This window comes from Bacillus weihaiensis (genome assembly GCF_001889165.1).
GTDB lineage: Bacteria > Bacillota > Bacilli > Bacillales > Bacillaceae > Metabacillus > Metabacillus weihaiensis.
Genome location: NZ_CP016020.1, coordinates 3,811,026 through 3,833,419, shown reverse-complemented (window position 1 = coordinate 3,833,419; position 22,394 = coordinate 3,811,026). Strand labels below are relative to the sequence as shown.

Below are 22,394 nucleotides of genomic sequence, written 5' to 3'. Positions count from 1 at the left end.
GAATCGACTTTTCGATTCCTGTCTTGCATTAGGAGGAACCGTGTAATGTCTGATGTGTATAAACAAGCAGGTGTTGATATAGAGGCAGGCTATGAAGCTGTATCAAGAATGAAAAAACATGTAGCAAAAACAATTCGACCTGGTGTCTTAGGTGGTCTTGGTGGCTTTGGTGGAATGTTTGATTTGAGTGAATTACCGTACCGTAACCCAGTCCTTGTTTCAGGAACAGATGGTGTGGGAACGAAGCTAAAGCTTGCTTTTTTAACGGATAAGCATGACACAATTGGTGTAGATGCTGTTGCCATGTGTGTAAATGATATTTTGGCTCAAGGGGCAGAGCCGTTATTTTTCTTAGATTATTTAGCAGTAGGAAAGGCAGTGCCTGAAAAGATTGAGCAAATCGTCAAAGGAATTGCAGATGGCTGTGAACAAGCAGGCTGTGCTCTTGTTGGTGGTGAAACAGCAGAAATGCCTGGCTTATATGAAATGGATGAGTACGATGTAGCGGGGTTCTCTGTCGGTGCCGTAGAAAAAGAAAAGATTGTAACGGGGCAAACGATTGAACCAGGTCATGTGTTAGTTGGCCTTTCATCAAGTGGTATTCATAGTAACGGTTATTCGCTTGTACGTAAGATCCTACTTGAGGATAACAAGCTGGATCTTAAAGAGGTCTATGAGCCATTTGAAGAAACGTTAGGTGAGGTCTTATTAACTCCAACAAAAATTTACGTAAAGCCTGTATTAGAAGCATTAAAGAAATACCCAATCGATGGAATGGCTCACATTACAGGTGGCGGCTTCATTGAGAATATTCCAAGAATGCTTCCTGAGGGTACGGGTGCTGAAATTGATTATGGATCCTGGCCAATTCCTGCGATTTTTGACTTTATTCAAGAAAAGGGACAGGTAGATAAAGAGGATCTATTTAATGTGTTTAATATGGGAATTGGATTTGTTCTTGCCGTTCAAGAAAATCATTTACACGGTGTTATACAAGAGCTTGAGTCACACGGAGAAAAGGCATTTATCATTGGGCGCGTGACAAAAGGTGAAGGTGTGACATTCGGTGGAGGCGCTCTTCGATGAAGAAGCTGGCTGTATTTGCTTCAGGAAATGGAAGTAACTTTCAAGCAATTGCCGAGGAAATACAAAAAGGGAAGATCGATGCCAAAGTGGCTCTTGTTCTAACAGACAAAGAAGGAGCAGGTGTGATAAAGCGAGCGGAAGCTTTTGATCTTCCTGTCTTTTGTATCCTACCAAAGCAGTTTGAAACAAAGGTTCAATATGAACAAGCGATCTTAGAGAAGCTTAAGGAGTATCATGTTGATTACATCATTTTAGCAGGGTATATGCGATTGATTGGTGAGACGCTTTTAGGGGCCTTTGAGAAGAGGATTGTCAATATTCATCCCTCTTTATTACCTTCATTTCCTGGGAAGGATGCAATCGGACAAGCATATCGTGCCGGAGTAAAAGTAACAGGTGTCACAGTTCATTTCGTTGATGCTGGAATGGATACAGGTCCGATTATCGACCAAGAGCCAATTCGTGTCGATGAAGGAGAGACGGAAGAAACATTAGCCAAAAAAATTCACAAAGTAGAGCATGTGTTGTACCCTAAGGTTATCCAACAATTGGTGTCAAAATAAAGCTAGAGGTGAAAATCATGACAGTAAAACGCGCACTAGTCAGTGTATCGAATAAAGAAAACCTTGTTCCTTTTGTTAAGGAACTTATTGATTTAGGGGTTGAAGTCATTTCAACAGGTGGAACAAAATCTCTTTTAGAAGAGAATGGTCTAAAGGTTATTGGGATCTCAGAGGTGACAGGATTCCCAGAAATTATGGATGGTCGTGTGAAGACGTTACATCCAAATATCCATGGTGGACTTTTAGCGGTACGAAACAACCCAAATCATATGGAGCAGCTAGAGCAAAATAAGATTGAAACGATTGATATGGTGGTTGTGAACCTATATCCGTTTAAAGAAACGATTGCTAAGCCTGATGTCGAGTTCCAGGATGCGATTGAAAACATTGATATCGGTGGTCCATCGATGCTTCGTTCAGCGGCGAAAAATCATGAAGATGTGACGGTCCTTGTTGATCCACAGGATTATCAAGTCGTACTAGAAGAATTAAAAGCGTCTGGAGAGGTTTCCTTAGAGAAAAAACAACGTTTAGCAGCGAAGGTTTTCAGACATACAGCAGCATATGATGCGTTAATTGCTGAATTTTTAACAAAAAAAGTGGGCGAAGAGGACCCTGAATCTGTAACATACACATTTGAGAAAAAGCAAGCACTCCGTTATGGTGAAAATCCTCATCAAAAAGCAAGCTTCTATCAAAAGCCTTTTGTCCCTGTCGCTTCTCTAGCAAACGCAAAGCAGCTTCACGGGAAAGAGCTTTCGTTCAACAACATTAAGGATGCAGATGCAGCTCTCCAAATTGTTCGTGAATTCACTGAGCCGGCAGCCGTTGCAGTCAAGCATATGAATCCATGTGGAGTTGGTGTTGGAGCCTCAACTGTAGAAGCATTTGCTCGATGCTATGAAGCAGATCCAACATCTATTTTTGGCGGGATTGTTGCATTAAACCACGAGGTAGACGGAGAAACAGCAACGAAGCTGCATGAAATTTTCCTTGAGATTGTCATTGCTCCTTCCTTTAGTCAAGAAGCGTTAGATATCTTAACAGCGAAAAAGAATTTACGCCTCCTTACAATTGATGTGAAGGTATTATCTAAGCCTGAAAAAGTACTGCAGTCTGTACGTGGTGGCTTACTTGTTCAGGATGAGGATACTCTATCATTAGACGATGTGGAGGTGACCATTCCAACTAAGCGCGAGCCTTCTGATCAAGAATGGAAGGATCTCACGTTAGCTTGGAAGGTTGTTAAGCATGTGAAGTCTAATGCGATTGTGTTAGCGAAGGATGAAATGACAGTAGGAGTTGGCGCAGGACAGATGAACCGCGTGGGCGCAGCGAAGATTGCAATTGAGCAAGCTTTAGAAAAAGCTCAAGGCAGTGCATTAGGTTCAGACGCATTTTTCCCAATGTCTGATACTGTTGAAGCGGCTGCTAAAGCTGGTGTTACAGCAATTATTCAACCAGGTGGATCGATTAAAGATGAGGATTCCATCCGAATGGCAGATGAATATGGCATCACGATGGTGTTTACAGGAGTACGTCATTTTAAACATTAAGAGGACGGTGTAAATATGAAGGTACTTATTATTGGTCAAGGCGGACGTGAGCATGCGCTTGTCTGGAAGGTCGCACAAAGTAAGCTTGTAACAGAAGTATTCGTCGCGCCAGGAAACGACGGTATGGACAATCTTGCAACAAGAGTTCCATTGAGCGAGACGGATAACGAGGCACTTTTAGCATTTGCAAAAGAGCAACAAATTGACTTAACAATTGTCGGTCCAGAGGTTCCATTATTAAATGGGATCGTTGATGATTTTGAAGAAGCAGGATTGAAAATCTTTGGTCCTAGGCAAAAGGCTGCGCTTATTGAAGGGAGCAAAAATTTTGCAAAGGAATTGATGATAAAATACAACATTCCGACTGCCGACTATCAAACCTTTACTGATGTAGAAGAGGCTAAGGCTTATATTCAAGAAAAGGGTGCTCCGATTGTCATTAAAGCGGACGGATTAGCGGCTGGAAAAGGGGTTACTGTTGCAGAAACTCTTGATGTTGCATTAGCAAGTGTGACAGATATGCTTGAGAACGAGAAGTTCGGTGAGGCATCTAGCTCTGTTGTTATTGAAGAATTTTTAGCTGGTGAAGAATTTTCCTTAATGGCATTTGTTAAAGGAGAAAAAGTTTACCCGATGGTGATTGCACAAGACCATAAGCGTGCTTATGACAATGATGAGGGCCCAAATACTGGTGGAATGGGTGCGTATTCTCCTGTACCGCAAATTTCGGATGAAGTTGTTGCAGAGGCGGTTGAAACCATATTAAAACCAGCGGCAAAAGCCCTTGTAAGTGAAGGAAGCTCCTTTACAGGGATCTTATATGCAGGTCTGATCTTAACGGAACAGGGTCCTAAAGTCATTGAATTTAATGCGCGATTTGGAGATCCAGAAACACAGGTTGTACTCCCAAGGTTAGAATCTGATTTAGTTGAGTTTTTAATGGGGCTATTACAGGATCAGCCAGTTGAGCTTCAATGGACAGATAAGGCTGTCTTAGGTGTGGTATTAGCTTCTAATGGCTATCCTAATGACTATGAAAAAGGACGTCCAATCGGAACGCTTCAACATACCCATGGAAATGCCGTCATTTTTCATGCTGGAACGAAAAGAGTTGAAGAACAATTTGTGAATAATGGCGGTCGCGTAATCGTTGTAGCGGGATTCGGTGAGTCGATTTCTGATGCACAAAAAGAGGCGTATTCATTGGTTGAGCAAATTGCTGCACCGGCGTTATTTTATCGAAAAGATATTGGGAACAAAGCAATTAAGCACGTCGTTTCTTAATGTATACAAATAATAGAGCAACAATTCCACCTATTAAAGCAATGAAGATAAACGACATGTCCGTTAAATATTCTAAAAACAATAAAAGCACCTCCAATTGAGTAGATGGGACTGGTTGTAGAGTGAACCAGTCCTGTTTTTAATGATAAGTTTTCCTAGAATTAATTAAGATGGATTATACGTAACCTCTATGTCATCCTCATCAAAATCATCTTCGTCATCCTCGAAAAAATAAGTATCGTTTTGTTCAAATAGATACGTGATTGGGCAGAAGCGTACAATACCTTCTCCAACCTTCATAGCTGCCAATATCATCACGAAAATATAAGAATCTCTCCACGGTTTTTTGCAATATTTTGCTGTTGAAAAGGAAAGCAAAGCCAACCCGCATGTAATACGTATTAAGGCATTCACTATTCCAATGTTTGGACGTACCATACGACATTCCTCCCTAAAAATTGTCATGAAAATCCAATAAAACGTTAATGCGTTACTAAATTCCATATGTTAACATAGAATTACATTAAACTAATCATGGAGGGTTTTGTATGCCCCAAAAAAAGTTCAAATGGAAGAATAATCAAATACGTCAACAAATTGATGTATTAACAAATACATTGGCACCAACGATTGTGTTGAAAAACGCGACCTACCTAAATTCGTTTTTAAGGCAATGGGTGAAGGCGAACATATGGATTTTAGATGATCGTATCATCTATGTCGGTAAAAACCTACCTGGACAACTAGCAGAGTGCGAAGTCATTGATTGCTCAACAAAGGTGATTGTGCCAGGCTATATTGATCCACATGTCCATCCATTTCAGTTATATAATCCCCATACTTTAGCAAAGTATGTGTCGCAAACGGGAACAACTACATTCATCAACGATAATCTTTTTCTGCTTTTATATAGCCAGAAAAAGAAAGCGCTTACTTTACTTGATGATTTAGAACAGCTTCCGTATCACTTTTATTGGTGGGCACGCTTTGATTTACAAACAGAAGTACATGCAGAGGATACGATTTTTTCTCATGATTTTGTGAAAAAATGGTTGGAGCATGATGCCGTGATCCAAGGTGGCGAACTAACAGGCTGGCCTAAGCTTGCTGATGGGGATGACTGGCTGTTATATTGGCTGCAGGAAACAAAGAGACAAGGAAAACGCATGGAAGGTCATTTTCCAGGTGCGTCGGTTAATACGTTAACGAAAATGAAGCTGTTTGGTGTTGATAGTGATCATGAATCGATGACGGGAAAAGACGTGATGAGAAGGTTAAGACTTGGATACACCGCAGCATTAAGGCACTCTTCCATTCGTCCTGATTTGCAAAAGCTACTAAAAGAAATTCAAGATGAAGGACTTACGACATACGATCATCTCTACTATACAACAGATGGAGCAACACCTGCTTTTTATCAAAAAGGAATGATCAATCAATGTATTGATATAGCTTTAGAATACAATGTTCCTGCAATTGATGCTTATCATATGGCTTCGTTTAATATCGCGAAGTATTACCGGATTGACGATCAGATTGGATCTATCTCACCTGGTAAAATCGCAACTCTAAATATCTTGGAAAGTATTGATGAACCTAACCCTTCTAGTGTTCTTTCTAAAGGGGTTTGGCTAAGGAAAAATCATGAAGTGGTTCAAGATGAGCACGAAGTAAATTGGGGAGATTACGGGCTACAAGAGGCGACGTTTAGCTGGGATTTAACAATAGATGACTTGCAATTTTCTATGCCTCTTGGTATGAAAATGAGAAATGCGGTTATTATGGAACCATATTCGATTACACTAGACAGTTCAATTCCAGAAATTTCTTACGATCATGATGAAAGCTTTCTGGCTCTGATTGATCGAAACGGTGAATGGAGGATTAATACATTTATTAAGGGCTTTGCAAAACAAATTCAAGGCTTTGCAAGCTCTTACTCCACGACAGGCGATGTGATCGTGATCGGAAAAAACAAATCTGAAATGATAGCAGCGTGTAAACGGATGAAGGAAATTGGTGGTGGAATCGTATTAACGGAAAATGGAAAGGTGATATTTGAGCTACCACTCGTCTTAAACGGTGGGGCATCAGGTGATGAGCTACCAATTGTTATGAAGAAGCAAAATGAGTTAATGAGGTTACTGAAAGAGAGGGGATATCCTTTTGATGACCCTATTTATTCGCTTTTATTTCTATCTTCAACTCATCTACCTTATATAAGAATGACACCTAGAGGGATTTTTGACGTCATGAAAAAAACGGTACTCTTTCCATCGATAATGCGTTAAAATATAAAAGTGGATATTATGATAAGGTTGTGTTAATTTGTTAAAGGGAAAAGTCTCAATTCTTCTCTTTTCAAGCCTTCTCCTTATGAGTGCTTGTAGTAAAGAGGAAGACATAGCATCAGTAAATGAAGATCAACTAATACAACAAGAACAACCAGCTGCAGTTGAGGTAGAAACCATTCATCATCCTCTAACTGGCCTAGTAGCAGAGCAAGAGGAGATTACTCAACGTCCCGTAGCGGTTATGATCAACAATCATCCCGCAGCTAGACCACAATCAGGGCTGCATAAGGCAGACTTAGTTTACGAAGTACTTGCTGAAGGGAATATCACACGCTTTTTAGCAGTGTTTCAAAGTGAGATTCCAGACATTATTGGACCGGTTAGAAGTGCCAGACCTTATTATATTGATTTAAGTAAAGGGTTTCAATCACTTTATATAGCTCATGGCTATAGTCCGATTGCAAAAGAGAAATTAGATAATGGCGAAGTAAATTCAATAAATGGTATGGAGTATGATGGAAGTCTCTTTTGGAGAGCAGATCATCGAGTAGCACCTCATAACTCCTATATTTCAAAGGAGAATATTTTAAAGGGTGCAGAAAACGAAGGATTTGAAACCACCACAGATGTTGAGCCTTTAGATTTTTTAAAGGAAGAGGAAACGAGTGAGTTAATAGGAGAACCTCTTAACAAGTTTGTCATAAAATATGACAATTCATTAACGTGGCAAGCAACTTATGAGTATAATCAAGCTGACAAGAGATATAGTCGATATAGTAATAACGAACAGACCGTTGATTTAGAATCTGGTGAAGCAATCTCGCTAGCGAATGTCTTTGTAGTGGAAATGGATCATCAAATCAAGGACGATTATGGAAGACGCGATATAAACCTCACTTCAGGTGGTAAGGCTTTATTATTCCAAAATGGAAGGCAATATGAAGTCGAATGGGAAAACAAAGATGGAAGAATTCTCCCTGTTTCGGGTGGGGAAGCTGTGAAGCTTGCTCCTGGAAGAACGTGGATTAATATCGTGCCGGATTTATCTACATCATTTCTAGTTCAATCGTAAAAGCAAAAGGAGAATGAATATGCAAATTGAAAAACTACGTGGAAAAGAGCTTGATCAGCTTTTTCAATCCATTTTATCGTTAAATGACTTAGAAGAGTGTTATCGATTTTTCGATGACCTTTGTACAGTAAATGAAATTCAATCATTGGCTCAAAGACTAGAGGTTGCTAGAATGCTACGTGATGGTTTTACGTATCATAAGATTGAAACAGAAACGGGCGCTAGCACAGCAACAATCTCTCGTGTGAAGCGTTGTTTAAATTACGGAAATGATGCCTATCAGATGGCACTTGAACGCGTTCATGGGGATAAAGAAGAAACAGAAGGTAAGGAATAAAATTCCCTGAATAAAGCTATCAGGTGGAACGAATAGTGTAAACTGACTTGTGAATCTAGCACTCCAAAAGGTAGAGAAAATACCTTTGGGGTGCTTTTTCTTGTAGTAAAAAGGAGCAGTTAAGAATTATTTAGAAGAAACCTGTGTTCCTGCCATAAAATCGTGAATAGCTCTTTTATCTTTTCTAAGTAGCACCATTAAACCACTTACAACGGTTGTGATACCAAAAGTGACATAGCCTAAAACAAATTTCCCCACCACTTCTCGAAGAATCATATCCGACATTTTTAGATGATCCCCATTTAATTTTTCAATCGGTATGTTTACAATCCGTTTTCCAATGACATATCCTTTCCAAACGATCGGTAAAACAGTAAGGTAAATGAAATAAACGATCGTAAAGAATACACCCTGTGTCCATTTTAATGATACGTCTCCTGTAATAAAGTACGTAATCATTGCGATGGGGGTCATGATTATCAATGTATCTAAAATAGCGGCCAATACTCGTATAAAAAAGCCGGCCTTATAGAGTTCAGACATTTTTCTTCACCATACCTCGCATGAATTTTTTAAGTAGCTGCTTAAAGTAAATCAATAAACATGTATCAACTAAAACTTTCTCTCTTTATTCCTTTTCGTAGCTCAAGGGCCTAATGTGACTAATAATACTCTTTAGTAAAAGTAATAAAGTCATAATAAAATCTCTAAATATAACGTGAAACAGTGGAATAACACCACCCTTATTTTACCATATTTTTAGCTAGACCATATAGAAAATTTTTGGGTCTTGTCATGAAATCGGCACAAGGTGACTTTTTCCTTAAATACAATGATTTCTATTAATGGTAATATTAGTTGTCTCCCCCAAGTGAGGGGGTGAGAATAATGGATGAAAAGGACCTCATAAGGTGTTTTTCCGATTTCGAATTACAGGTGATGATAGAGAGAGTAAGATATTATGCAGCGAAAGAACATTCGCATAAGCTTATGAACCTCCTGTATCTTCTTGTAGAAGAAGTAGATAGAAGAACCTTTAACTAACTGTAATACAATGTAATTGGTTTATAGGTAAGGCAATAAGGGGGGGACTTTCATTCCTGCCCGTTTAAGCATGCTTCTTTTTACCTATATAGAACTAAACCTATATCGCCACTACTTACCCTATGAAAAAAACCATTAATAATCATACCTCTTTCCTCTATTACCTTCTTTTTACCTTTTTGTGCTTGTCTGTAATTTGTTATAATGATGAAATGGATGTTTTTGAATTGGAGGAGTCCAGCTATGTACGATATTAACGAGTGGAAGCATGTGTTTAAGCTCGATCCAGATAAAGATATTAGTGATGAAGACTTAGAGAAAGTATGTGAATCAGGTACAGATGCCATTCTAATTGGTGGAAGTGACAATGTAACTGAGGATAATGTGCTGAACTTAATGGCACGTGTGAGACGTTATCTGATTCCTTGTGTGCTAGAGGTTTCATCTGCAGAGTCCATTGTACCCGGCTTTGATTTGTATTTTATTCCCTCAGTGATGAATAGCAAAGGAACGAAGTGGTTAATTGATTTGCAGCATGAAGCGGTTAAGGAATACGGAGAGATAATGAATTGGGAGGAGATCCTTGTTGAAGGATACTGCATATTGAATCCTGATTGTAAGGCTGCAGCATTAACAGGCGCGAATACAGAGCTTTCTATTGAAGACGTGAAGGCCTATGCGCGTGTCGCGGAAAATATGTTTCATTTACCGATTTTCTATCTTGAATACAGTGGGAAGTTAGGCGATATTGAAGTTGTAAAGGAAACAAAAAGTGTGCTAAATGAAACAAAGCTATTTTATGGCGGAGGAATTAGCTCTGCAGAAGAAGCAAAGCAATTCGCCGAATTCGCAGATGTAGTAGTTGTTGGAAATAGTCTTTATACTGATTTAAAAGCTGCTTTAAAAACAGTAGATGCGGTAAAGTAATTGGATTTACCGATTGAATAGAGAATGAAAGAACGATAAAATAGTAAATAAGAACATATGTTTGGATAGGTGGTGGAGTCGTTGCAATTTTTATCAGATCAATTGTTACAAGGATTGAATGATATGCAACAAAAAGCAGTAAAAACAACAGATGGTCCCTTGCTTTTAATGGCAGGAGCAGGTAGTGGTAAGACGAGAGTATTAACACATCGTATCGCCTATTTAATGGCGGAAAAACAAGTTGCTCCTTGGAACATATTAGCGATCACGTTTACAAATAAAGCAGCACGAGAGATGAAAGACAGAATACATGCGATTTTAGGGCCTGGTGCAGATGATATCTGGATCTCGACCTTCCACTCCATGTGCGTCCGTATTTTACGACGTGATAGTGACAGAATGGGAATAAATCGTAACTTTTCGATACTTGATACGACAGATCAATTGTCGGTTATAAAAACAGTCTTAAAAGAGAAAAACTTGGATCCGAAAAAATACGAACCAAGAAGCCTTCTAGGTTCTATTAGTAGTGCGAAAAATGAACTCATTACTCCTGAAGAATATGAGAAAACAGCTGCCAGTCATTATGAACAAATGGTGAGTGATGTTTATAAAGACTATCAAAAGAAGCTTCGAAAAAACCAATCACTAGACTTTGACGACTTAATTATGTCGACCATTCAATTGTTTCAACGTGTGCCAGAGGTTCTTGCAACATATCAGCGTAAATTCCAATATATCCATGTTGATGAGTATCAGGATACAAATAGAGCACAATATATGCTAGTAAAACTATTAGCATCTCGTTTTCAAAATCTATGTGTCGTAGGGGATTCAGATCAGTCTATCTATCGCTGGCGTGGAGCGGATATTGCGAATATCCTTTCATTTGAAAAGGATTATCCACAAGCTCAAACGATTTTACTAGAGCAAAACTATCGCTCAACGAAATTGATTCTTGAAGCAGCGAATGAGGTTATTCAACATAACTCAAATCGTAAACCGAAGAAATTATGGACAGACAATCAGCAGGGATCTAAAATAACGTATTACCGTGCGGATAGTGAATCTGCAGAAGGACAGTTTGTTGCAGGGAAAATCAAACAGCTTGTAGACTCTGGGCAGCGAAAGCTTTCTGAGATAGCGATTCTATATCGTACGAATGCACAATCACGTATCATTGAGGAAGTATTGCTTAAATCGAATTTGAATTACACCATCGTTGGTGGGATTAAGTTCTACGATCGTAAAGAGATTAAAGACTTACTTGCATATTTACGTGTGATGGCAAACCCTGATGATGATATTAGCTTAGCTAGAATCATTAACGTACCAAAGCGCGGTGTAGGATCAACGTCATTTGATAAAATCGCGAACTATGCGATTGCACATGATATCTCTATTTTCAAAGCATTAGAAGAGATTGAGCAAATTGGCGTTAGCGCACGTGTTGTGAATGCATTAATAGAGTTCAGAGAGTTAATTCGAAACTTAGGGAACATGCAGGATTATTTATCAGTGACTGAGCTAGCAGAAGAAATTATCGAGAAATCTGGCTATAAGGAAATGCTTAAGATTGAAAAAACAATTGAAGCGCAAAGTCGACTTGAAAATATTGATGAGTTCTTATCTGTTACACAATCGTTTGAAAAGCAAAATGAAGATAAAAGCTTAGTTGCGTTTTTAACAGACTTAGCGTTAGTCGCTGATATTGACAAGCTAGATGAAGAGGATCAAGACCAAAAAGAAGCTGTCGTTCTCATGACCCTACACTCTGCTAAAGGACTAGAATTCCCAGTCGTCTTCTTAATCGGTTTGGAGGAAGGGGTATTCCCACATAGTCGATCGTTAATGGAAGAGGATGAGATGGAGGAGGAACGTCGTTTAGCCTACGTAGGAATTACGCGTGCTGAACAGGAGCTTTTCTTAACGAATGCTCAAATGCGTACGCTTTTTGGTAAAACAAACATGAATCCAGAATCTCGTTTTATCTCGGAAATTCCAAGCGAGCTTATTGAGAATTTAAATGAACAGATTAAAACAAAGCAATCATCTGCCTCTCCTTTTAGCGCACAACGACGTGTGGAGAAGCGTCCACCCGTTTCTAGACCTATTGCAACTGCAACAGGTGGAGATGATATTGGCTGGGCTGTTGGAGACAAAGCAGAGCATAAAAAATGGGGAATAGGAACGGTTGTAAGTGTAAAAGGAACAGGAGAAGGAAAGGAATTAGATATTGCCTTCCCGAGCCCAGTTGGAATTAAACGCCTACTTGCCAAATTTGCCCCAATCAATCGTTTATAACGGTACCTAGATGTAGAAAGGATTGGACATCTTCTATGGATAAACAATCAGCAGAAAAAAGAGTTCAAGAGCTACACGAGCTCTTAAATACCTATAATTATGAATATCATGTATTAGATAAACCGAGTGTTCCAGACTCTGAGTATGATCAACGATTACATGAATTACTAACAATAGAAGCAGAATTTACCGAATTAAAAACACCGGATTCTCCTACGCAGCGAGTAGGGGGATCCATCCTTGATGCCTTTCAAAAGGTAGTCCATAATACCCCGATGCTAAGTCTTGGAAATGCGTTTAATGAACAAGATTTACGTGATTTTGACCGTCGTGTGAGACAGGCTGTAGGAGATGATGTGCAGTATGTCGTTGAACTTAAGATCGATGGACTAGCAGTGTCCTTGCGCTATGAGAATGGATTATTTGTTCAAGCTGCCACTAGAGGTGACGGGACAACGGGAGAGGACATTACGGAAAACGTAAAAACCATTCGTTCAATTCCATTGCGACTGAAGAATGCTGTGACATTAGAAGTACGTGGTGAAGTGTTCATGCCGAAAAAATCGTTTGAAACACTTAATGAGCTTCGTCTGCAAGCAGAAGAGGAGCCTTTTGCAAATCCACGAAATGCGGCAGCGGGATCGATTAGACAGCTAGATCCAAAGATTGCAGCGAAAAGAAATCTTGATATTTTTCTTTATAGCATAGCCGATTTAGGTGGAACGGGTATCGAAAGACATAGTGAAGCCCTCGATTATCTTGAAAAAGAAGGCTTCAAAACAAATGCAGAAAGAAAAAAATGTGAAACAATAGAGGAAGTACTCTCTGTTATCGAAGGAATTTCCGAAAAAAGAGCGAATCTTTCGTATGATATAGATGGCATCGTCATTAAAGTAGATTCACTAGCACAGCAGGAGGAGCTAGGGTTTACAGCCAAAAGTCCTCGCTGGGCGATTGCCTACAAATTTCCCGCTGAAGAAGTGATGACAAAGCTGTTAGATATTGAATTAAGTGTTGGGAGAACGGGAGTCATTACCCCGACGGCTATTCTAGAGCCTGTACGTGTTGCGGGCACGACTGTACAACGAGCTTCCCTACATAACGAAGATTTAATTCGAGAAAAAGACATCAAAATCGGGGATACCGTTGTAGTGAAAAAAGCGGGAGATATTATTCCTGAGGTCGTTAACGTCCTAACTGAGCAGAGAACAGGTGAGGAAAAAACCTTCACCATGCCTACACATTGCCCAGCCTGTGAAAGTGAGCTCGTGCGTATTGAAGGGGAGGTCGCCCTTCGTTGTATTAATCCACAATGTCCAGCTCAAATAACAGAAGGTCTCATCCATTTTGTGTCAAGAAATGCGATGAACATTGATGGTCTAGGTGAACGTGTTGTGATCCAGCTTTTCCAGGCAGGATTAATTAAAGATGTAGCGGACTTATATCGTCTTACACGAGATCAGCTGTTACAGCTGGAACGTATGGGTGAAAAGTCAACGGACAACTTACTAAAGGCTATTGAGCAATCGAAGGATAATTCGTTAGAAAGATTGCTGTTCGGATTAGGAATTCGTCATGTTGGGGCTAAGGCGGCCAAAACGCTAGCACAAAACTTCGAGACCATTGAACAGCTACAAGAAGCGACAGTTGAGCAATTAATCGCCATTAACGAAATAGGTGATAAAATGGCTGATGCCATTCATACCTATTTCCAAAACCCTGACGTTCAACACCTTATTCAAGAGCTTCAATCCTTAGGTGTGAACACTAGCTACAAGGGACCAAAGCTAGTGAAAGTAGAGGATAGTGACTCTTATCTAGCAGGAAAAACAGTTGTTTTAACTGGGAAACTAGAACAAATGTCGCGTAATGAAGCAAAAGAAGGAATTGAAGCCTTAGGTGGTAAAGTAACCGGTAGTGTAAGCAAAAGCACAGATCTTGTTGTTGCTGGGGAAGCAGCAGGAAGTAAGCTGAAAAAAGCTGAGGAATTGCAGATAGAAGTTTGGGACGAGGCAAGACTGATAGAAGAAATGAAAAAATAAAGGTGTGAAATCACTTGAGAAAAATATATTATCTGGTGCTAGCGAGCTTTCTACTTCTAACAGCATGTGCACCTAATTTCGGAGAGCAGGAAGAAATCGTAAAGGAAACAGAGGATGACACGACAGAAAAGGCGATTATCCCAAAGTACAATATCTCAGATTCGTACTATAAGATGATTCTACCATTTCAACCAGGGGAAGCAAGAGGGTTAGTGACGAAGCAGTTAAACACAAGACTTGATATTGATGAATTTGAAACAGGCTTAATGAGGCTTGCTCAAGATACGTTTTCAACGGATAAATACCTTTACCAAGAAGGTCAGTATATTAAAAGTGATGTCATTAAAAGCTGGTTAAGCAGAAAGCTAACGGGTAAAGATCTTGAGGCGGCAAAAGAAAAAGCCAAAAAAGAAAAGAAGGAATATGTCGAGCTAGGATTGAATCCTGCGTTACCAGAGCCAACAGAGGAAGCGGGACTTGAGGAGATTAACGAAGAAAACCCAATCTACCTTGCTCATATGCTTGAGCATAATTACCTGATTCAAAAAGAGGATACAGGTGAATTAGGCGGTATTGTTCTTGGATTAGCAATGAATTCTGTTCACTATTACAAGCAAGAGAATGGCTATGCCCGTGAATACAAAATTGATCGTGACGAGTTATTGGCAAAAGGAAAAGAAATAGCACAAGAAGTTGTTAACAGAGCAAGAAGTATTCAAGGCTTAGAGGATGTTCCGATTGTGATTGGTATTTATGAGCAAGAAGAGAGTAAATCCATTGTGCCAGGAAGCTTTGTGGCAAAAACAGTCGTAAAAGAAGGAAGTAGAGAAGTTGGGAAATGGACAGAAATAGATGAAAAGTATTATTTCTTCCCTTCTGCAGATGCAACTAGTGCGCATCGTGATGATGCGCAAATGTTTAGTCGTTTCAAGGACGATATTGAAGAGTTTTTCCCTAATTACACAGGTGTAATTGGAAAAGCCTTTTATCGTAATGGTGAAATGAGCTATTTAGATATTGAAATCCCTATGCAATTTTATGGAAAGGCAGAGGTTGTTGGTTTTACTCAATTTGTGACCGGGAAGGTTATGGATTATTTCCCAGATTATATCTCACTCGAAGTGAATATTATGTCAACAACAGGTCAAGAAGCCCTCATTCTTAAAGAGTCAGACCAAGAGGAGCCAACTGTCCATATATACAAGTAACGGTTCAAAAATAGCGCCTTCCGATGAGGGCGCTATTTTCCTTTCTAGCTTGTATTTCTCGAACTTTCATCATTTCTTTCGAAAGCTATGCATACGAATGAAGCAAGAACGATTTATTTATACGCGAATCGTTCTTTTTTGTTCATTTTGAGGTGAAAAGAGGTAGTTAACAGAGTCACTCTAAGACGTAACCCCTTGTAAGTGCTTTATTCCATTTTAAGAACTATCCTTCATACTACTGTATACGCCAGAAGCACTGTGTCTAATGTTTTTATTACTTTGATGGAGGCGAGTGAAATGGTCGTACCTTACAAACATGAACCCTTTACCGATTTTACTGTAGAAGAGAATAGGTTGGCATTTGAAAAAGGTCTACTTGAGGTTGGGACTTATTTAGGCGAGCATTATGATCTCGTGATTAACGGGGAACGGATAAAAACGGAGGATCAACTTGTTTCTGTAAATCCTGCTAATAAAGCAGAGATCATTGGAACAGTATCAAAAGCAACGAAAGAGCATGCAGAAAAGGCTATGCAAGTGGCCGATGAGACGTTTAAGACATGGAGGAAATCTAAGCCGGAAATGAGGGCAGACATCTTATTCCGAGCGGCGGCCATTGTTCGCCGAAGAAAGCATGAATTTTCTGCGTTACTTGTAAAGGAAGCAGGAAAACCATGGAATGAAGCGGATGCAGATACAGCGGAAGCGATTGATTTCATGGAGTACTATGGGCGACAAATGCTTTCAATAAAGGATGGTTTTAAGGTGGAAAGTCGTCCGATTGAATATAATCGGTTCACCTACATACCACTAGGAATTGGGATTATTATTTCACCATGGAATTTTGCCTTTGCAATTATGGCTGGCATGACATCGGCAGCAGTTGTATCGGGTAATACGGTTCTATTAAAACCCGCAAGCACAACACCTGTCGTAGCAGCAAAGTTTATAGAAGTATTAGAGGAAGCTGGTTTACCAAAGGGAGTAGTAAATTATGTACCTGGAAGTGGAGCGGAGGTTGGCGATTATCTCGTCGATCATCCTCGGACACGATTTGTTAGCTTCACGGGCTCAAGGGATGTAGGCGTTCGGATTTATGAGCGTGCTGCTAAGGTACAGGAAGGGCAAATTTGGCTTAAGCGTGTGATTGCCGAAATGGGAGGAAAAGATACCATTGTCGTGGATTCTTCAGCTGATGTAGAATTGGCGGCTCAATCTATTGTCGCATCAGCATTTGGCTTTTCAGGACAAAAATGTTCAGCCTGCTCACGAGCGGTTATAGTAGAGGATGTGTACGATCAAGTACTAGAAAGAGCGATTGAGCTCACGAATAATCTATCTGTTGGGGAAACCTTAAGTCCTTCGGTATATATGGGGCCTGTCATTGATCAAGCTGCCTATGACAAAATCATGAGTTATATCGAAATTGGTAGCTCAGAAGGAAAGCTAGTTGCTGGAGGAATAGGAAATGATACAAAGGGCTTTTTTATTTCACCAACCATATTTGCCGATGTAGATGAAGAGGCAAGATTAATGAAGGAAGAGATCTTTGGTCCTGTGGTGGCTTTTTGCAAAGCGAAGGATTTTGATCATGCATTAGAGATTGCAAATCACACAGATTACGGTCTAACGGGAGCGGTTATAACTAATAATCGAGATCATATTGAAAAAGCGCGCGAGGATTTTCATGTTGGAAATCTTTATTTTAACAGAGGCTGTACAGGAGCTATTGTAGGCTATCAGCCGTTTGGCGGATTTAATATGTCAGGAACAGATTCCAAGGCAGGTGGACCTGACTACTTGTTGCTTCACATGCAAGCAAAAACGACATCTGAGATGCTATGAAAAATATGAAAAAGGAAGAAGCTTAGAGCAACGTGAGTGCCTAAGCTTCTTTTTGTAAGGCATTTAAAATCAACTAAATGTGTCCCTTTCCTTTTTAAAGAATCCTGATTACCGATTTTTGATAAGTAAGGAGTTCACACTTTGCTTAATAAGAACATTAGCCCTTCCAATAGATGCGTTCTTCCGTGTTTTTCTCAGATTGAGGGAAATCTTCATATTCACTGAATTCATCTGTAGGCGAATTTATCGTAGGTTCTTTCGAAATAGCTGATTCATTACGAGAGTTCACTTGATGGGATTGAATTTGCTGCTGAGCCAACACATCAATCAGCTTGGAGGTAAGGTCACTTCTTTTTTTGTATTCCGTTAAAAACGCCGCAATGGAAATGATAATGCCACCGCCAATTAAAAGGAGGAGATAAGGACTAGCTGTACCCACCGATTGGATGACCATAAAATAAACCGAGCCACCATACATTTCTTGCTCTTCTTGAATGGCTTTAAGTGTCATCGAAATAAAATTGATTAAGCCACCTGTACCAAGTAGGATAAATAAACCACCCAAGATAAATAGAAATTTTTTCACGTTACTCTCTCCTGACAAAAACCATATTTCTTTGAATTTTATCATAAATAGACATTTTTTTCTATAAATGGAACGATAGATAGCGTGAGTGTGAGAGGAAGTTGGCGTGCCTATAGGAGAGTTTTTATTACTGATAGAAATCAAAAAAAGAGGTACTCGATCTGTTCAAAAAAACATAGTTGTACATGTAACATTCAAAAGCAACAATTTAGACGAAAAAAAGATTAAGCTTAAGAAAAACAGGATATTATTTTAAAGGGGAAAATAGTCGTAGTCAACACAAAAAATACATAAATCGACGAAAAATAGGAAGTTAATTTTATTAATTTTTATGAATAGATATAACCAATTATAGGATATAATGCCTAAATAATTCGTTTTACTGTATATTTATTCATTTGTGGAGAAATTGTGAATGAGGTTATTTGTTCGTTTTGTCATATTGTGTTACGATTATTAACGTCCTATGCCGTTGTGACCTATTAATCTATTTCATATCAATCATCATGAATTTGCATAAGCTTGCATAAGGATTTGTTGATAGCTATTTTAGGAGGTGACATGTCAATGGATTACGCTTTAACAGGTGCAACTTGGTTTTGGTTATTTGTCCCAATGTTAGCATTAGTAGTAATCTCAATCATAACAAATTTTACCGAGAGGAGTGACTAATTAGTGGAAACAGGTGTTTTAGTAACATTTATTATTTATTTAATAGGTATGTTGGGGATCGGAATTGCTGCATACCGTATGACTAGTAATCTTTCAGACTATGTTCTAGGTGGAAGAAGGTTAGGTCCTGGTGTTGCCGCACTTAGTGCCGGTGCATCGGATATGAGTAGTTGGCTATTATTAGGTTTGCCGGGTGCTGTATATGCCTCTGGTGGTATGAACCAAATCTGGATAGCAGTCGGTTTGGCAGTAGGTGCTTACTTAAACTGGCAATTTGTTGCGAAGCGTTTACGTAGCTATACAGAAGTAGCGAATGATTCTATTACTATTCCAGATTTCTTTGAAAATCGATTCAAAGATGGATCTAAGCTACTACGTGTTATTTCAGCTTTAGTTATTCTATTATTCTTTACGTTCTATACGTCATCAGGAATGGTTGGTGGAGCGAAATTATTTGAAGCTTCATTCGGACTATCTTACACTCAAGCTCTTTGGATTGGTGCAATTGTCATTATTTCCTATACGTTCCTTGGGGGTTTCCTTGCGGTTAGTTGGACTGACTTTATTCAAGGGATTCTGATGTTCTTAGCGCTTATTATTGTTCCAATCGTAGCGGTCAATAAAATTGGTGGCTGGGGAGAAACAGTTAATCAAGTTGGGCAAATTGACCCTATTTATCTTGATGCTTTCTCAGGAATGTCCGCGTTAGCGATTATTTCACTATTAGCATGGGGATTAGGATATTTCGGTCAGCCTCATATTCTAACTCGTTTTATGGCACTTCGTTCTAAGAATGATGTTCCAAAGGCTCGTATGATTGGTACAATCTGGATGGTATTTGCTTTATTCGGTGCTATTTTCACAGGTTTTGCAGGTATCGCGTATTTTGCAGATAATCCAATCAGTGATGGTGAGCAAGTATTTATTCTCTTTACACAGGTTTTATTTGATCCTTGGGTATCCGGTATTCTACTAGCTGCGATTTTAGCTGCGATTATGAGTACAATTGATTCTCAGTTACTTGTTTCTTCAAGTGCTGTAGCAGAGGATTTCTACAAAGCTATTTTAAGAAAAGATGCTTCTGAAAAAGAACTAGTATGGGTTGGTCGTATCTCTGTTGCGGTCATTGCCTTAATTGCGATTTTACTAGCTTCAAATCCAGATAGCTCTGTATTAGATTTAGTAAGTTATGCGTGGGCAGGATTCGGCGCTGCATTTGGTCCTGTAATCATTCTCTCCCTTTTCTGGAAACGTATGAATCGTTGGGGAGCTCTGGCAGGAATGATCGTAGGAGCAGCTACAGTAGTAATATGGAAGATATTATCAACACCTGAGTTAAATGAGGCAGGTGAGGTGATTACGGAAGCTGTCATTCCGTTCAGCCTTTACGAAATCGTACCAGGATTTATCTTCGCATGGATTGCCGTAATGGTTGTGAGCTTAGTTACAGAAGCTCCTTCAAAAGAGATCGAAGAAGAATTCGAGCAAGCTAAAGCATAAAGTAACGAGGTTTGGTTCCTTTGGAGCCAAACCTTTTTTTTGGATAAGATGACTGCGTTCATTCTATTAGGGGAAAAAAGGTTGTTTTAGAGGCAAAATCCCATTTTTATCATAAGATATCGTAAGAATGGAACGGAGGAGGGTGTAGAATGCCAGATCCTATGAAGCTAATGAATGAATTTTTCCAAAAACGACCGAATAAAACACTGCTAGATACAATAGATGGTGCCTTTCGAAAGCAATCATATGCGAGCTTTTCAACAGATATCAATGAAACAAAGGAGCATTTCACGATTACTGCGGCGCTACCAGGAGTGGCGAAGGAGCAGATTCATGTAGAAATGAGCGGTGATACTGTTGTAATTGAAGTGAAAGAGAATCGTGAGGGAAGTCCTCGTCACATAAGTGGAACACGCACCATTAGTCTCCCTGACTACGTAGTAAAGCGTAATATGAAGGCAGTGTACCGACATGGTTTACTTGAAATTCAGCTGGAAAAGAAGAAGCCACGGAGAATTGAGATAGAATAGAGGTCGTGTGGAGGGGAAGGGATTAGTCGTTTATTGTCGAAAAGTGAATAAATGCTCCATTTCCGAAAATAAATTGTGGAAAAGCGAAAATAAATTGGCTAAAAGCGAAAATAAATGAGCCAAAACCGAAAATAAACAGCTCAAAACCGAAAATACTCCACGTCCTGGGCCAAGGATGGGTCCGACCCATCTTTGGCCCTTGGCCGTGGTCCTTCCCGGCCCGCCGATGATCGTCTCCTTCTACGACGAAGATCATCGGCCTCTATATTTAAAAAAACCTCTTTCTTTAAGCCGACACGGATTCTTTTCCTGTTCTCCTAAACGTCATTAATAAACTAAATGTTGTGAGAAGTGACAAGGCTCCAAAGAGAACCGTCATGTGATGAAAACCAACTGTATCTAATAAAAAGCCGGTAGCTAATAAAATGAGTTGATAGATGAAATCATCAAACATCCCTCTAAAGGAGAAAAATCGACCATGGTACTCACTAGGAACCTGTGTCTGAAAAATTGTTGCTGCTGTAGGGAAAAAGCTTCCGACAGAGAAACCAAATACAATAAAGGCCACAATGGAAATGAACGGGATAGTAGTAAAATAAAGAATGAGCTGAGAGAGCCCAATTAATAATGAGAATGCTAGTAAAACTGTATAAGGTGACTTCGTTGGAAGTTTCTTAACAAAATATGCACCTAGCATAAAGGAAATCCCTTCAGCTACATATAGCCAACCTTTTAAAGAAGGATTTTGTTGAATTTCACTTAATGCAATGATAACGAGATTAAATCCGCCAATAAATAAAATGGGCACAAGTGATAAGACAAGTGTCATAAGAACAAGTGGCTGCTGTTTAATAACTGGAAAGACTTCGTAAAAGCTTTGCTTAGAAGGTGCCCCTTCATCCAGACATTCTGTTAGAGCCTTTGATTCATCCATTTGTAAGAACCATGTGAGTACAAATAGGATGAAATAGGCACTAAAGGCTAACACATAAAGGGTTGTTAGTGACATGATTGTTAAAAAAAAGCCTGCTGCAGCGGTACCAAGTATACGAGAAAGCGTCGATATATTTGTATGTAATCCGTTCAGCTGTAATAGGTCTTTTTTATCTACAACGAGAGGAATGGCTGCTTGTAGTGCTGGGAAATAAAAGGCAGCCGTCATATTAATCGAGATAAGAAAGACGACCATCCACCATACCGAGCCTGTATAGATCGCAAGAAACATAAAGCTGACACTAATAAGTCTCGCAGCTCCCGAATAAAGGAGAATGGTTTTTTTAGAATATTGATCTGTTAGCTTACCTGCAAGTGGTCCGCATAGTATCCCTGCAAAAATTCCGGCAACTAAAATGAGAGATTTTAAGAAATCAGAAGGAATTTTATCCTGCATAAATTCAAGATCTCCAATGATACCAAGCCATAATCCAAAGCCAGCTATAAATTCACCGATTAATAAAATCCAAATATTCTTGTTGAGCTTCATCTAGTAACCTCACAATCTTATATGAAACGTTCTTCTATTGAAAATGATTATCAATTAATTA

The 22,394-nt window shown here is 39.3% G+C and carries 20 protein-coding genes; 15 read left to right on the top strand and 5 right to left on the bottom strand.

The genetic code is table 11. The features are described from left to right. Positions 1-45: 45 nt before the first annotated feature. Genes purM through purD form a run of 4 tightly spaced genes read left to right on the top strand, consistent with a single transcriptional unit; the run spans position 46 to position 4,489 of the window. On the top strand, positions 46-1,086 hold the full coding sequence (purM, locus tag A9C19_RS18435) for a phosphoribosylformylglycinamidine cyclo-ligase (protein WP_072581291.1): 1,041 nt from the start codon (positions 46-48) through the stop codon (positions 1,084-1,086). Continuing rightward, positions 1,083-1,649, top strand: a complete 567-nt coding sequence (gene purN, locus A9C19_RS18430) for a phosphoribosylglycinamide formyltransferase (protein ID WP_072581290.1) — start codon at positions 1,083-1,085, stop codon at positions 1,647-1,649. Before purM ends, purN begins: the two co-directional genes overlap by 4 nt. Before the next feature lie 17 nt (positions 1,650-1,666). Next, positions 1,667-3,205, top strand: coding sequence for a bifunctional phosphoribosylaminoimidazolecarboxamide formyltransferase/IMP cyclohydrolase (gene purH / locus A9C19_RS18425; RefSeq protein ID WP_072581289.1), 1,539 nt, complete (start codon positions 1,667-1,669; stop codon positions 3,203-3,205). 15 nt (positions 3,206-3,220) lie between these two features. After that, complete coding sequence (purD, locus tag A9C19_RS18420; RefSeq protein WP_072581288.1) at positions 3,221-4,489, top strand: phosphoribosylamine--glycine ligase; 1,269 nt, start codon at positions 3,221-3,223, stop codon at positions 4,487-4,489. Here purD and A9C19_RS22595 read toward each other — a convergent pair. Then, positions 4,470-4,580: an EYxxD motif small membrane protein gene (locus A9C19_RS22595; RefSeq protein ID WP_337955897.1), complete on the bottom strand. Its 111-nt coding sequence runs from the start codon at positions 4,578-4,580 to the stop codon at positions 4,470-4,472. The two genes, purD and A9C19_RS22595, sit on opposite strands and share 20 nt — an antisense overlap. A gap of 74 nt (positions 4,581-4,654) precedes the next feature. Further along, a complete protein-coding gene (locus tag A9C19_RS18415) occupies positions 4,655-4,927 on the bottom strand; it encodes a YgaP family membrane protein (protein ID WP_072581287.1) in 273 nt (90 codons plus the stop codon). A 110-nt stretch (positions 4,928-5,037) separates the two neighbouring features. On the opposite strand from A9C19_RS18415, the gene A9C19_RS18410 reads away from it, so the two are divergent. The 3 genes from A9C19_RS18410 to A9C19_RS18400 are packed head-to-tail and all read left to right on the top strand — an operon-like array spanning position 5,038 to position 8,192. Next, a complete protein-coding gene (locus A9C19_RS18410; RefSeq protein ID WP_072581286.1) occupies positions 5,038-6,780 on the top strand; it encodes an adenine deaminase C-terminal domain-containing protein in 1,743 nt (580 codons plus the stop codon). Between the two features lie 37 nt (positions 6,781-6,817). After that, positions 6,818-7,855 carry a DUF3048 domain-containing protein gene (locus A9C19_RS18405; RefSeq protein WP_233499202.1) on the top strand — a complete coding sequence of 346 codons (1,038 nt, stop codon included), beginning with the start codon at positions 6,818-6,820 and terminating at the stop codon, positions 7,853-7,855. A gap of 19 nt (positions 7,856-7,874) precedes the next feature. Then, a complete protein-coding gene (locus tag A9C19_RS18400; protein WP_072581285.1) occupies positions 7,875-8,192 on the top strand; it encodes a YerC/YecD family TrpR-related protein in 318 nt (105 codons plus the stop codon). Positions 8,193-8,318: 126 nt separating this feature from the next. On the opposite strand, the gene A9C19_RS18395 is transcribed toward A9C19_RS18400, so the two are convergent. After that, positions 8,319-8,735: an RDD family protein gene (locus A9C19_RS18395; protein WP_072581284.1), complete on the bottom strand. Its 417-nt coding sequence runs from the start codon at positions 8,733-8,735 to the stop codon at positions 8,319-8,321. 345 nt (positions 8,736-9,080) lie between these two features. On the opposite strand from A9C19_RS18395, the gene A9C19_RS21910 reads away from it, so the two are divergent. The 6 genes from A9C19_RS21910 to pruA all read left to right on the top strand — a co-directional run bounded on the left by A9C19_RS21910 (position 9,081) and on the right by pruA (position 17,562). Then, positions 9,081-9,236 (top strand): hypothetical protein, encoded by a 156-nt coding sequence (locus tag A9C19_RS21910; protein WP_158515117.1) that lies wholly within the window; start codon positions 9,081-9,083, stop codon positions 9,234-9,236. Between the two features lie 243 nt (positions 9,237-9,479). Then, positions 9,480-10,163: a heptaprenylglyceryl phosphate synthase gene (gene pcrB, locus A9C19_RS18390; protein ID WP_072581283.1), complete on the top strand. Its 684-nt coding sequence runs from the start codon at positions 9,480-9,482 to the stop codon at positions 10,161-10,163. Positions 10,164-10,286: 123 nt separating this feature from the next. Further along, the gene (gene pcrA / locus A9C19_RS18385; protein ID WP_420835840.1) at positions 10,287-12,467 is read left to right on the top strand and encodes a DNA helicase PcrA; all 2,181 of its coding nucleotides are present in this window, start codon (positions 10,287-10,289) and stop codon (positions 12,465-12,467) included. A 35-nt stretch (positions 12,468-12,502) separates the two neighbouring features. Next, positions 12,503-14,509 (top strand): NAD-dependent DNA ligase LigA, encoded by a 2,007-nt coding sequence (gene ligA / locus A9C19_RS18380; RefSeq protein ID WP_072581281.1) that lies wholly within the window; start codon positions 12,503-12,505, stop codon positions 14,507-14,509. A gap of 14 nt (positions 14,510-14,523) precedes the next feature. Continuing rightward, positions 14,524-15,717 carry a CamS family sex pheromone protein gene (locus tag A9C19_RS18375; RefSeq protein ID WP_072581280.1) on the top strand — a complete coding sequence of 398 codons (1,194 nt, stop codon included), beginning with the start codon at positions 14,524-14,526 and terminating at the stop codon, positions 15,715-15,717. A gap of 297 nt (positions 15,718-16,014) precedes the next feature. Next, a complete protein-coding gene (gene pruA, locus A9C19_RS18370; protein ID WP_072581279.1) occupies positions 16,015-17,562 on the top strand; it encodes an L-glutamate gamma-semialdehyde dehydrogenase in 1,548 nt (515 codons plus the stop codon). A 157-nt stretch (positions 17,563-17,719) separates the two neighbouring features. Here pruA and A9C19_RS18365 read toward each other — a convergent pair whose 3' ends face one another. Further along, entirely contained in the window at positions 17,720-18,148 is a 429-nt protein-coding gene (locus A9C19_RS18365; RefSeq protein WP_072581278.1) for a hypothetical protein, read from the bottom strand. A gap of 675 nt (positions 18,149-18,823) precedes the next feature. On the opposite strand from A9C19_RS18365, the gene putP reads away from it, so the two are divergent. Then, a complete protein-coding gene (putP, locus tag A9C19_RS18360) occupies positions 18,824-20,320 on the top strand; it encodes a sodium/proline symporter PutP (RefSeq protein ID WP_072581277.1) in 1,497 nt (498 codons plus the stop codon). Positions 20,321-20,469: 149 nt separating this feature from the next. After that, the gene (locus A9C19_RS18355) at positions 20,470-20,850 is read left to right on the top strand and encodes an Hsp20/alpha crystallin family protein (protein ID WP_072581276.1); all 381 of its coding nucleotides are present in this window, start codon (positions 20,470-20,472) and stop codon (positions 20,848-20,850) included. A gap of 286 nt (positions 20,851-21,136) precedes the next feature. Here the strand turns inward: A9C19_RS18355 and A9C19_RS18345 are convergent, their stop codons facing one another. Further along, entirely contained in the window at positions 21,137-22,333 is a 1,197-nt protein-coding gene (locus tag A9C19_RS18345) for an MFS transporter (RefSeq protein ID WP_072581274.1), read from the bottom strand. Positions 22,334-22,394 lie beyond the last annotated feature (61 nt).

Excerpts from the sequence above, each read along its gene's own strand:
- purM (WP_072581291.1), top strand. The coding sequence starts at position 46 with ATGTCTGATGTGTATAAACAAGCAGGTGTTGATATAGAGGCAGGCTAT.
- purN (WP_072581290.1), top strand. The coding sequence starts at position 1,083 with ATGAAGAAGCTGGCTGTATTTGCTTCAGGAAATGGAAGTAACTTTCAA.
- A9C19_RS21910 (WP_158515117.1), top strand. The coding sequence starts at position 9,081 with ATGGATGAAAAGGACCTCATAAGGTGTTTTTCCGATTTCGAATTACAG.
- A9C19_RS18345 (WP_072581274.1), bottom strand. The coding sequence starts at position 22,333 with ATGAAGCTCAACAAGAATATTTGGATTTTATTAATCGGTGAATTTATA.
- ligA (WP_072581281.1), top strand. The coding sequence starts at position 12,503 with ATGGATAAACAATCAGCAGAAAAAAGAGTTCAAGAGCTACACGAGCTC.
- A9C19_RS18410 (WP_072581286.1), top strand. The coding sequence starts at position 5,038 with ATGCCCCAAAAAAAGTTCAAATGGAAGAATAATCAAATACGTCAACAA.
- purH (WP_072581289.1), top strand. The coding sequence starts at position 1,667 with ATGACAGTAAAACGCGCACTAGTCAGTGTATCGAATAAAGAAAACCTT.
- A9C19_RS18415 (WP_072581287.1), bottom strand. The coding sequence starts at position 4,927 with ATGGTACGTCCAAACATTGGAATAGTGAATGCCTTAATACGTATTACA.
- pruA (WP_072581279.1), top strand. The coding sequence starts at position 16,015 with ATGGTCGTACCTTACAAACATGAACCCTTTACCGATTTTACTGTAGAA.
- A9C19_RS18395 (WP_072581284.1), bottom strand. The coding sequence starts at position 8,735 with ATGTCTGAACTCTATAAGGCCGGCTTTTTTATACGAGTATTGGCCGCT.
- A9C19_RS18355 (WP_072581276.1), top strand. The coding sequence starts at position 20,470 with ATGCCAGATCCTATGAAGCTAATGAATGAATTTTTCCAAAAACGACCG.
- pcrA (WP_420835840.1), top strand. The coding sequence starts at position 10,287 with ATGCAACAAAAAGCAGTAAAAACAACAGATGGTCCCTTGCTTTTAATG.
- pcrB (WP_072581283.1), top strand. The coding sequence starts at position 9,480 with ATGTACGATATTAACGAGTGGAAGCATGTGTTTAAGCTCGATCCAGAT.
- purD (WP_072581288.1), top strand. The coding sequence starts at position 3,221 with ATGAAGGTACTTATTATTGGTCAAGGCGGACGTGAGCATGCGCTTGTC.
- A9C19_RS18400 (WP_072581285.1), top strand. The coding sequence starts at position 7,875 with ATGCAAATTGAAAAACTACGTGGAAAAGAGCTTGATCAGCTTTTTCAA.